Genomic DNA, 12,473 nt, shown 5'->3' on the forward strand with positions numbered 1-12,473 from the left:
GCATTCGTTTCGCTGGTCTTCGCTGCCGTCTGGCTGGACTTTGCGTTAGTTTCGCTCGTCTTCGCGGCTTTCTGGCTGTTAGCCGCAGCAGTTGCTGATCCAGCTGCTGAAGTCGCAGAACCAGCTGCAGCACTCTCGCTTTCGGCTGCTGCATCCTGGCTGTTTTTTGCTGCGGTAGCGGAGTTGGCGGCAGCACTCTGACTCGATTTTGCAGCTACCTCGCTATTTTTCGCATTAGTTTCGCTGGTCTTTGAAGCTGTCTCACTCGCTTTTGAGTTAGTTTCTGATTTTTTGGCCGCTGTTGCGCTCGCTGCCGCCTCTTTAGCTTTTTGTGCAGCGGTGTTAATTATGGGAGTATTTTCTTTATACCATTCTAGGTTCTCATTGTGCTCATTAACGATCTGCGTAAGGGATTTTACGGTTAATTCCGTGCCATCTTCACGCTCAATTGTTATTTCATCCACAGCAGTCAGCCAACTACGCATCATTTTTGAATCGGCTGACATGCGAGACATAAGCGCAGTAAAACGAGCACTAAATTGGGTCAAATCACCTTCATAGGTCGTAATTATTCTGCACGGAACATTTGTTTGGGTGCTGCCACCGTAGGCTTCAACAAGAGTTAACGAAGTGTCACTCTCGATTGATTTTATTTCATATAACTTATTATCGGGGCCAATCAATATCATACCTGGAAGGACGCCGTTCGCCGTCACTCCCCAGGCTGTGCCTGTTCCCACTACAGTTTTATTTCCTTTAGTGAGATTTATTGTACCTTCCCTGTACCACATTTATCCTTTGCTCCTAGATATGGTGGGCGTTCCATGCCCACCATTAAGTTAGTACCTACCTATTTTTACAGAAATGATTATTTTTTTCCACAATCAAAGCTGACCAATCCTAACTCGAAGGACATTATTGTCATCATAAACGTCAATCCTCTGACCATTTATAACCAATCTCCCATTGCCGCCACTATTGCTGTTGATCTCAAGCGTTCCATTTTTACCAAATCGCCATCCGGCTCGTCCGCTTACGAAGTTTGTTGATTGCAAGTCACCTACCTTTGCATTTGTGATAGTACCATCCTTAATATACGCACCATTCATGTATGCAACGCTGTTTTCGATAACAAATGGTGTGGTGATCTTTCCGTTAACTGAGTTGACTAGACCAAATCGATCTGCTTGCACCAAAAACTGGGAAAGCCCCGTGGTGTCAATTCCAAGCGCAATACCTGCGACATATTTTTGCCCACCACTTGTTGACGTTTCCATCTTCAACGTCCACGCGGTTGAAACCTTTTTGTTAGTATCAGCAATAGCAGTTGCCTGCTCTTGAATTGTCGCTGTATTTCCATCAACTGATGCTTTTAAGGTGTCAATTCGTCCACTTAGAGCATTGTCGGCGTTTGTGCGCACAGTCGCCTCAGACGTAATCGCGGCATTAATATCTTTGCTCGTTTGCGCCTGTAGATTAGTGATACTAGAAGCCAAAGCCGAATCAGCGTCAGTTCTGGCTTTCGTCTCTTCTGCTACAGCCGCCTTAATATCTTTACCCGTCTGGCTCTTCAATGTGGTTATCTGTTGTGCTAAAGATTCATCAGCAGTTGCTCGGGCAATTTTTTCTTCAGATATAGCTGCACTAATATCGCCTTCAATTTTGGCTTGTAACGATAGTATTTCTTTTGAAAGTGCTTCATCGGCACTAGCTCGTGCCTCTTGTTCACTCACAATTGCGGCAGAAATATCATCGTTAATCTTTGATTCAAGTTTGGTGATTCTGCTTGCAATAGCATTATCAGCATCTACACGAGCCGTTGTTTCTTCAGTGATTGAAGCTCTGATATCCTCATTTATTTCAGCGCGAATTTCTTCCATTTTCGTAGCCATTGCAGATATATCGTCTGCAAAAGCCTTCTGAGTTGTGGTGATCTTCGCATTACTCACCATCTGCTTGTGCTGATCTTCATCCTGACGCAAAGCAAGATCGATGTTTGTTTTAGCCAATGCCTCAATGTTTGTCGTAACTTCGGCACTAGAACGTTCAACTTCAGCCACGGTTTTTTTCATTTCTTCAATGGTGGCTAAACTGCTATCTACAGTTGACTTCATCGCCTCGATTTCTTTCGCGTTTGCCAAGTCACCCTCAACTCGTGCTTCACGCTCCTCCGCAATTAAAGCCGATGAATTGTCAAGTGCTGCATTTGCCGCCTCAACAGCTCCAGCTACAGCTTTACCCTGCTCTGATACAGTTTCCTGCAACTGAATTAAGGCAGCGTTAGAGTTTGCAACCTCCTTAAGTGCGTCTTCCACCTTGCTTACAGTACTGGAAACATCCGTTTTAAGATCGTTTTGAGCTTCTTCAAGCCGCCGATCTGTCTCTGTAAACTTGTCATCAAGGCTTTTCAGACTTTCATCCATCTGTTCATAGATGGAATCCACCGCCTCCTGAGATACTTTTGAGTCGATTTCCTCAAGTAAAGCCTGGCCAAGTTCAGAAGACGTAATTTTGCCTGTCAGGAACGACAGTACATCGCGAGTTGTCGCCTCTGTCCCCAAGTTTGAGTTCGGAGGACTTAACATACCTCGCTTGTTCGATGCTCGAACCCAGTAATACCACGTTTCGCTATCCCCAAGACCAGCATGTGTAAAGGTGGTGCTTGCAGACTCTGCGATCAGTTTCGCTGTATCCAGATTGTTGGTCTGGGATGCGTAAACATTAATGTGATCAAGGTCTACCGAATCTGGATTAACCCAATTCAGTATCACATTACGATAGTCCCCAACGGCCGTTAATGACGTTGGGGCATCCGGCGGTGTCATTGTGCCCAGCACCTGATAAACGGTACTGATAATCTCTGTTTTTTTACCGTTGAATGAAACCGCATACAGCTGGAAGTCGTAGCGTCCATTCTCCGCAACATTAACGATTTCGTATTGCTCTTCGGTTACACGCGCCGATTGCCAGTTCGATACATTGTTTTCATCAGAACGTCGCCAACTGATCCAATACTCTGGAGATTTCCCTTCCCATGTTGCAGTCAGTTTTACTGACAGGTTGCCAGGGCTTGAGAGATAAGTCCCTTCGGTGATTTGCAAATTAGACGGCTTGGAGTAAGTCGGGTCCAATACCGTCGTATTTTGCGGGATAAGCGTTGCACCATTGTCGATCGCCTCATATTTAGACGGATTGTTCTCAACAGCGGTGATGTCAAAGCTACCCGGCGTTTCCCCCTGCGCGATGTTAACGATGCGAACGCGCATAGGTTCGAGGTCTGGTTCTGTAATAGTCCAGACGCCGTTCAAAACAGGCGTCTCAGCCGAAGACAGGGCTTTTGAAAACGTAACTTTTGTTATATTTTCGCCAGTTTCAAGAACATCGCGTTCAACGATTTTGCCTTCCTGATTCAGTATTCGAATAAAGCAGCCGCCTTTGGCTAACGACACAGGCGCATCGAGTGTGACGCTGTTTTTGGTAAACGCCACAATTCGACCTGAGTTACGTTTGCCTGCGCGATATTTGTTCTGAATCAGAACGGTTTCACCAGGCATCAGAAATGACGCGTCTAAGCCGGCAGTAAATGTAATTACATCCGACTCCATTCTGGCGGTATATAAAAGCCATAAACCAACTCGGTGAGCCTGCCCTCGGCTTGTACAGCCAAATGCTACGACTTCTGTCTTACGCTCACCATAACGGCGCATTGCGTCCTGATCTTCAACGTACTCGATGTTTTGCTTATAACCGTCCTCCTTGTTGTTGTAGGTTACGAGCGCAACGGATGGGCGATCTTTACGCGCAGAACCTTTATAGGTAAACAATCCATCTTTGACGTTAGAGTTGGTAAACATCATTACCGGATCTGATGGGCTATCCTGCATGATGTTAACCATCCCACCAGCCCAAAACACCATGCCGCGGAATGCTCCAGCAATATCCTGAATTAGCCGGTATGCGTCCTGTCGACTGGTGATCTGCGTATTGATTGCAAAGCGTTTCTCTTTGCCACCAAAGCCATCATCGACCTCTTCGTCACAATATCGACCAATCTGGTACAACTGGCCAAGGTCAATCATAGATTCCGACACATACTGACCAAGGCCATATCGAGCATTGGTCAGCAAATCAAAGAGAATCCACGCGGGGTTCGAAGAAGACAACAGCTTAAAAGTGCCATCCCATACCCCAGCGTAAGTGTTACTGGACTCGTTATAGTTTGAAGGTACTCGAATTTTTAGGCCACGCACCAGATAAGAGCGAGATGGCATGGTGCTGCCGAATTGCTCAGAGTTTACCTTCAATCCAACCAAAACAGAGTTTGGATAGTTCATCGGTGTATCGACAATTTCCCCGATTGAATCCACCCATGTATCGTTATAGAGATACTGGCTACTGTTATCATCGGTAATACGGACTACACGAACCTTGTATGCGCGTCCAGGCTTAGGCAGCTTCAGCTCGTAGCTACGGTAATAAACGCCGGTCTTCTTTGCTGTTAGCTTAATGCCAACGCTTTTTTCACCTTCCGCGACCACATCTACAAATGTTGAGTCGCCATTTGCTATCTGGAACTTGTACTCAACAGTCGTACCGTTCGTGTCACCAGTTTTTTTATCTATGCTTCGCAAAGAAGGAAACTTCATGATGACACGAACCCGATCAGCTTCATCGTTATCGATTGAAACCGTTACATAATGTGTTTTTTTTAACTGGATATTGACGGATTTAGGCGTTTCAACGAAATCAAAGCCAGACATTGGAGTCTGGTCTTGTGAACCGTCGCGAAAATCCCATGTGATTCCGCTGAAGTTGGAGGAACCGTCCTCATTTACAATCGGCAGATCGTCGATAAAAATAGATCTTGCGCCATTTACTAAGCCGCCAATTACCCCTTCCCCAAGAAGATCGAGGATAGCGGCCATTGCACGAGAATTTACGGTATCGTCGGCTTCAACCGGTGTACGGCTGGAGCTTTTGCTGCTTTTTTTACCACCCGCACCGGCAATAAACAGCGGTAGCTTTTTCTTCTTGAACTGTTCCATGTTCAAAAAATCCTTGTTTACATTAGCTGGTCAATCGTGATTGAAGAACTCACAACCTGTGAGCCAACCAGAATTTCCTCGCCATAGATAAGTTGTACTGGGTTGCCCTGGTTTTCTGTATTTTGAGGGCCGTCGAAATAATAAGAGTTCGAGTTATCTGCCTGTCTCACACTTTCGTTAGTGGCTTGCGGCGATATGATTTGTGATATGCCGCCCATCATCAGTGACAAACCGAGAGGTGCTAAAGCAGGCATCACTACCGCCGATACAACCAACAAAGCGGCCCCTACTACCGTCTGAAACCACCCAAAAGCAGATCCACCGCTTCCTCGCGGAACAGGTGTAATGCGGATTTTGGCAATGTTGTCAGACTGCCCCATCATCTGATATTCACTTTCGTCAACAGACCACTTGTGGCCCTGTTTATTGGTGATCTGGATGTGGTAACTGTCATAGGTTTTGATATTGCGCTTCATCCATGCTTTAAACCCAGGCTTGTTGGCTTCAATTAAATCCAGAGCCTGTTTTGTATTGCGCACCTTTAGATGCCAGTGGCGACCAAAATGTTTAGCCATAGGTCCGCCAAGCTGCACATGAACTAACTCAGACACGTCTCATCTCCCTTGAGCAAGTCTCTGTGACGCAAGTGATGCGTCGTATGTTTCTGATACATTCCGCCGTAATAAGCACGACAACTAAGACGGTCGATCTGGTGATGAAGAATCATTCCATCGCCGATATAAACCGCGCAGTGATCTGGCATTTTCCCGTATTGAATAAAGAAGACGTCCCCACGTTGAGGCTCTGTTCCAGGCGCAAGCCGTACCAACCCTTCGTTTCGGTAGTTCTGGTCGAGAATGTCGTTATCGCCGGTGTACCACGATGGAATATGCAGGTGTGCGTTCGGGTTAAGCTCGACGTTAAACTCACGCTTCAAATAGTCCCGACACAACATCCAGCAATCGAATACGCCAAATACATACGGTCTACCCAGGTATGGCATTTCGAAACCATCAGGTGTGATCACATTCATCTCGCTAAAATGGAAAGGGGCATCTCCCTCAACATTCTTGCGAATAGCCAGAATCATCCACGGAACTTCCGTCGCTTCACAGCCTGCACGATCGGCATCAGATGCTTCTGCTGATTCATCAGTATGTGAATGCCAGATTGCGATTACGTCACCTGCATCCTCTGCCGCTATAATGTCGTCAACGTGCATTACAAAAGTGTTCTGCGGGTTCTCCGAAACATTTCGCGCTTCCATAAAGCGATATTTGTCGCCATTAGTTCTCACCAGAAAGCCACACGCTTCATTAGGGTAGCGATTTATGGCGCAGAGATAGATTTGCTGCATAACATCAGAGCCAAGCTCAGGGATTGCTTTATTACCCATATCGCGTAGCTCCAATAAACCCGCCAAAATGGATCACTCCGTTGGCAAAATAATTCCGACGCGCATTACAGGCGTCATAACGTTTTGTGCAGTAATCAGCACCAGACATAGACGTCTGCTGGTTATTTTTGTCGAAATATGGACCGGTATAGCCGCATTCTGGCCCTCGGTATTTCCACGGGCAGGTGTTTTTAATGATCTGACGATACGGCAGTTGCACCCCCATCAAATCGAACACACTGGACAACTCAAACTCGACAACCTGATGAGTTTCGAGCGTTTTCTGTTCGATAAACCACATTTCATCCGGGAAATGTTGGTTTGGATCTGCTGTTGGATTACCGTCTTTAAAATTAACGGCATCGAGGAAGCGAGCCAGCGTCATCTTGCGAATAATGCGGCAGCCAACAAGATCGTCGTTTGCCTGAACTTCCGCAGAGACGGTTCCGGCAAAGTTCGATACCTGAATTTTTGGACGTGGCAACGTTCCCTGGCCCGTTTTGTCAAAGCCTGATGCTTTGATTGGCCACGGCTCGTATGTCACTCCTTGCCAGACGACTGGTTGCATCAGTTCGTTTGTTCCGGCGTGGAAGAATAGCTTCCCCCCTGAAGTTGTGTTCGACATATCCAGTACGAACAACTCAATGAGTGCAGAGGGAGATAAGCTCTGAATATCAGCTTTAATTCCCATTGTTTCATCCTTGAAATAAGTAGGCGCTAACATCCTGTCAGCGCCACAATGATAGTAAATCAGTACTTACTTATCCAGATGCTTAAGCCTCAAATACTTGTCTGAATGTAGCAGTTAAGACACAGTACCCCTGATATCGCTTGACCGTATGACTGTCACATACAACTACAATCTGCTTGCCTCTTGGATTAACCCAATAGAACGATTCAACGCCTGATCGCTCAGTCAGGAAGTCATCGATTGCATTAATTTCGTTGTATGATCTGGTAAAGGTTAACGACCATTCTTCTTTAATACGATTAAGACCTTGAGCCTGTCGCTGCTCGTAGTCATCACCAAAATTAAGTACCGTTACATTCGGTTTTACGCTTTTTTCAGATTCGTAATCTGGATACCAATTAAACGTTTGTCTTTCCATCTCACATCCTTGTGAGACTGCCCCCGTCGGGGCAGTCGATAGTTAGTTACGTTGAGTGTTTGGGTTGAGTGATCCGCCAGGGCGTTTTTCTTGAGCGATAGTCTCAAGTACGACGGCTTTCACCCGCTGAGCTGCATTATTCCATATGCTTTCTGTATCGCCGGATTCAGTTGTGCTACCGTCACTATGGACGTTGATCTCAATTGATACAGGAGAAAGAACATTTCCGCCTCCACTCATACCATCGGTACTGAGCGTTACAGGGATTGTTCGGCCATCAGGCAATGGAACATACGCCTCATTCATAGAACCTTCCCCAAACAACGCTAATTGAGGTGAGTTAGCAATACCGCCTTTCTGGTATGCCCGGAGCGGGATCACGCCGTCTTTTCCGAATATTCCTCCATTTGCAAACTTCGGGATTGCAGGAATGCCTTTAGTTCCGTCAGCCACACTGCTAGTTGCGGTTTTAGCAGAGCTTGATGTCACACTGTCGAAACCACCACCTGCCCATACTGAAACCAACCCAGATGCAACTGTCGCGCCGAAATTCAACCACTTATTACCAGAGCCGGAAGCATTAGCTCCAAGCATTGCAAACGCGGCAGACAGAGCACCGGTAACAGAGCTGAGGTTCTGCATCGAGAAGATGGAATCCTTCACTGCTTTTGTCTCAGCATCTTTGGCTTCGGTGCTATCAAATAGTCCTGATACCCAGCTACCAATCGCATTTGTTGCTGTGCCAATTGCGCTGGTGGTCTGCTGTGTCGTTTGCCCCAATCCAGTTACCGAACTGGACGTCTCCTTCGTGGCTTCTCCTACCGACTTGTCGCCGTTAACAGTGTTGCCCATTCGTACCTCTTGATTGGCAACGGCGGAAGCAACCCCGGTCAGCAAATTACCACTCTGTGAACTACCAGCTGCGGTGGTTCCCATCCCCAACATGTTCATTAGAGGCAGCGTGATCTGCGACTTCACGACCATATTGGTGATATCTTTCAAAATGGACTGAGATAGGCTGGAGAAGCTCATCTTCCCGTTAATAACGAAATCAGTCAGGACATCAGTTAAGCCACTAAACAAATCAGTCCAGGTGCTTTCGATCTGCTCTGCCAGGTTTTCGTATTCCAGTGCTAACTTCTGCGTCGCAGTCCCTGTCTCTTTAATGAGCGCGGTATTGCCAGCAGCAATAAGTTGATTGATTTTCTTTGTATAAAGCGCCACGACTTTAGGATCAGACGCCTTATCACGAAGTTCTATCAACGCTTTGAGATTGCGGTTGTAGGTGTCTTCGAAATCAGCAACTTTCTCTTCGCGAGACGGCGTATAGCCAGCACTAATAATGGAATCCGCCTCCGGTGCCCAAGTGGAGATCATCTGCTCAACATTGCGGCGATTAAACATCTCGCGATATTCAGGTGTCGCATTTTTGAGGTCTTCAAGACGTTTTTTCGCCTTGTCGATCATCTCTTGAGTGATGAACTCGTTAGGAACCGCATTAGCCAAATCTGTCAGCGATTTCGTTGTATCGCGAAGAGACTGATCAAACGATACCGTAGCCTTAGAGCTTTCACCCATTTGCCCCATAAGCTGATCGGCTTTGTCCAGAGCCTTCTGGTATCCGGCTGCCAGTTTCTGTTGCGCTGCCTGTTCTTTCTTTGCTGCTCTCTCGGCTGCTTTTGCGGTACGGTTTGCTGCCTTATCCGCTGCTTCAGCATCAAGTTCACGAGCTTTTGTCAGAGTCTTAATTACTGCGATGCGGTCATTTTCTGACAACTGCTCTAATTTCACATCACCGTAAATTTTCTTCTGTCTTAATTGCTCCTTGAGTTGTCGAGGCCCAACAACAGGTTGACCTTGTAAGTCGTATAATGCGGAACCATCTAGATTGACTCTTTGATACCTTTTAGAGTCCATCTGCTGTTTCCAAAAACCAGTCATAGTTTTGGAATTAGCATCAACTGGTGTGCTTGAAAACTCACCAATTTTACCGCCATTAATTGACTTAAGACCGCTACCAGCTTTCACACTAAGGCTGGTCGTAACATTTTCGATCTGCTCTTCTATCGATTTCTTGTTAGCTATCTGAGCATCAATCCGAGCCTGAATTTCTTTGAGCTGTTCAGTATTATTTGCCGTTGTAGCCTTTTTAAAATCCTCATTTAAGTTAACAAGATCATTAAGAATACCCTTCTGAATATCCTGATAACCTTTGAGTTTTTGAAGATCCGCCTCAGAATATAAACGCTCGATTTTTGCGTTATTCGCGCCTCTTAATTGACTCTTCTCGTGATCAGATAGGTCAGTTCTGCCGGCAATCTCCTCATTCTTCTTGTTAAGCTGCTCCAACTCCTTAGCATTTGCAACCAAAGAGACGTTTGCCTTCTGGTTTACTTCGGCAATTGCATCGTCTAAACCTTTGGTGACGCTTTTATAGACGCTCTTCTCAATGCCTTCGCCAAGTGTTTTAGCTATGTCATCGCGTTCTTTCTTTAGGTTTTCAAGTTGTTGTTTGGTGCTGTTAACGTCAACATCTGTTTCATAAACCAGCCCATCTCTTGAAACCTGTGATCGTTTACCTGTTGTTACCTCCTTCTCTAGCTTGCTGATCTGACGATCTTTCTCTCGCTTTGCAGACTCCAGCATCGCGCGATCTGCCGCCGTCATTGCTTCAGGTATCTCTCTGACTTTATTTACGACATCCTCAATTTTTCCTCTGAGTACCTGCATGTAAAAAATCAGCGATGACACTGCTGTTACTGCTGCGGTAAAAGCAAAACCTATCGGATTTGCGGCCATGAACGCAACCAATCCACTGAACGCATTACGAATAGCGAAGATTAAAGATGGTATAGGTGATAGCCCCATGCTCGCTGCCCGATTAAATCGTTTAACGGCTGTGGAAGCGAGATTAAATGTCCCTTGTATAGTGGTAGACATATTCGCAAAAGCAGACGTCATCTGACTGGCAGTTCCTATAACTCCAGAAATACCAGCCTTAAGTAGCTTAAAGGCCACCATAGCAGCTACTACCTTGCCGAAGGCAATGACCAGTTCTTGATTTTTAATCAGCCACATTGCCAAATCACGCAAGCCATCCACAGCCGTTGTCAATCCACTTCCCAATGAGTGAGCAAAAGACATACCATCTGTGCTATTCATCAAAGAGGTAAGTTCTTTCATCCCCTCTTTTAAAGAGGACAAATAACCAGCTTGGCCAACTTTATCCGCAAATAGCGTAAAGGCCGTCTGCATCTGCGCCAACGTACCGGTAAAAGTGTTCATCATTTCGGACGCAGCCCCCTCGTTCTGCATCTTCAACTCTTTGAACATAAGTGCCAGTGCGTTTTTGGCTTCTACCGTTCCAGATGCTACAGCTTTAGTTAACTCGCCCATTGTCAGACCAGCAGCCTTGGCCATTGCGTTCATTGCTGTCGGAATCGCCTCACCTAATTGCTGGCGAAGCTCTTCCATCGATACAACACCCTTACCAGACATCTGCTGAACAGCAATGGATGCACGCTTCAGAAGTTCGCTATCCCCACCAAAACGAGCAACGGAATCGACAAGAGTCTTTAAAGAGCCATCTGTTGGATCTAATCCTGCTGAGCGGAATTTAACGAACGAATCGGTTAGAGCTTCCATCGCAAATGGGGCGCTCTTAGCCATATCCACGATGTACTTCATATCATCAGCGGCAGCCTGGCCAGGGTTGGACTTCTCCTTATTCAACCCTCGAAGCATCACCCGCATACGTTCCATTTCGGCCGCAGCTTCAACAATAGGCTTCTGCCACCCAAACATGATGTCAGTAACCGTTCTGGCTGCATCTCCGATCTCGCCAAGCAGGAAAATGTTGCCACGAAGGCCAGAGAACATACCTCCTTCGTTACTTTTACCGCTATGGCCAGAAGCGCCGCTACGCCGCCCGCTACCACCATCGCCACTTCCAGATGTACGAACGCGTACCGGCTTGCTAATCAGTTGCTGACGTCCGATAACTTCGTCCATCTGCTCACGAACCTTTTTCAGTCCCTCGGCAGCCTGACTCGTTGTGACACCCCAATTACTGAGTCGCTTCGTCGTGGTATTAAGGCGCGTATTCATGCCACTCACGGACGCAGAGGCTTCTTTGACCTCCGTACCAAAGCGGCTTGCGCTTTTGCTTGCATAGGTCGCCCAATCAGAGAAATCATTTAGCTCTGATTGCACTTTTCGTAATGACGCGGTGAGTTTATCTACTGAAGAAGTTGTCGTATCGACGCGCTCAATTAGGGCTTTAAGACCAGAATTGAGGCTGGTGATGTTGCCACGCATTTTACGCGTAGCATCTGAAGCAAGCTCAAAACCGGCAGCTACATCCTGTAGTTTATCTGCCGTAGAATCGAGCTTGCTTTCCAGAACGCCAATGATACGGGCGACCGAACCCAAAGAGCGTTCAAAGGTTTGGATTTTTTGAGCAGGCTTTGTTACCTGCTCACCAAATCGAGTAAGCAGTTTCCCCGCACGATCGATTGACGCTGTAAACTGTTTGTCTTCCAGCGACAGGATAAACTCTACGTTTTGTGACATTCCCTTGTCATCCTCTGCCAAATATTTGCATCAGTTGCTCTTTGGCGTCAGGGTCTGCCTTATCCTGGCTTGGATCGTAGACTTTATCTGTTACGACTGGTCTTCCAATCCTGAGTTGCAAACCCTCCATGAACGCCTTCACAGCCTCGCCATCCGCCTGGGACGCACGAGCGACTTGTAAGTTGCGGACATCCTCTTCCGCACGCAGACGGTCTATATTGCGACTGAGCATCCAGAACATCGTGAGAGGGATGTTCAATAGCTCTAATGGCGACACGGCGTAGTGAGCAACTACACGACTGAAATAGAATCCGAGATCTATTGAAACGGTCCTTGTCCCGGATTCATCGC

The 12,473-nt window shown here is 46.6% G+C and carries 7 protein-coding genes and 1 pseudogene; all 8 read right to left on the bottom strand.

The features are described from left to right. Positions 1–791, bottom strand: a pseudogene (locus A7098_RS24355) (phage tail protein); the annotation flags it as partial. Between the two features lie 93 nt (positions 792–884). After that, entirely contained in the window at positions 885–5,045 is a 4,161-nt protein-coding gene (locus A7098_RS23175) for a phage tail protein (protein WP_105281492.1), read from the bottom strand. 17 nt (positions 5,046–5,062) lie between these two features. Next, positions 5,063–5,656, bottom strand: a complete 594-nt coding sequence (locus A7098_RS23180; RefSeq protein WP_024171470.1) for a tail assembly protein — start codon at positions 5,654–5,656, stop codon at positions 5,063–5,065. Further along, complete coding sequence (locus tag A7098_RS23185) at positions 5,644–6,441, bottom strand: C40 family peptidase (RefSeq protein WP_000526938.1); 798 nt, start codon at positions 6,439–6,441, stop codon at positions 5,644–5,646. Before A7098_RS23185 ends, A7098_RS23180 begins: the two co-directional genes overlap by 13 nt. Then, complete coding sequence (locus tag A7098_RS23190) at positions 6,434–7,132, bottom strand: phage minor tail protein L (RefSeq protein ID WP_000511446.1); 699 nt, start codon at positions 7,130–7,132, stop codon at positions 6,434–6,436. Before A7098_RS23190 ends, A7098_RS23185 begins: the two co-directional genes overlap by 8 nt. 82 nt (positions 7,133–7,214) lie before the next feature. After that, positions 7,215–7,550 carry a phage tail protein gene (locus tag A7098_RS23195; protein ID WP_000442113.1) on the bottom strand — a complete coding sequence of 112 codons (336 nt, stop codon included), beginning with the start codon at positions 7,548–7,550 and terminating at the stop codon, positions 7,215–7,217. 42 nt (positions 7,551–7,592) lie between these two features. Next, positions 7,593–12,122 carry a tape measure protein gene (locus A7098_RS23200; protein WP_105281493.1) on the bottom strand — a complete coding sequence of 1,510 codons (4,530 nt, stop codon included), beginning with the start codon at positions 12,120–12,122 and terminating at the stop codon, positions 7,593–7,595. Between the two features lie 7 nt (positions 12,123–12,129). Further along, entirely contained in the window at positions 12,130–12,354 is a 225-nt protein-coding gene (locus A7098_RS23205) for a hypothetical protein (RefSeq protein ID WP_000952686.1), read from the bottom strand. Positions 12,355–12,473 lie beyond the last annotated feature (119 nt).

Origin of the sequence: Escherichia sp. MOD1-EC7011 (genome assembly GCF_002965005.1) — a bacterium.
Classification (GTDB): Bacteria; Pseudomonadota; Gammaproteobacteria; order Enterobacterales; family Enterobacteriaceae; genus Escherichia; species Escherichia ruysiae.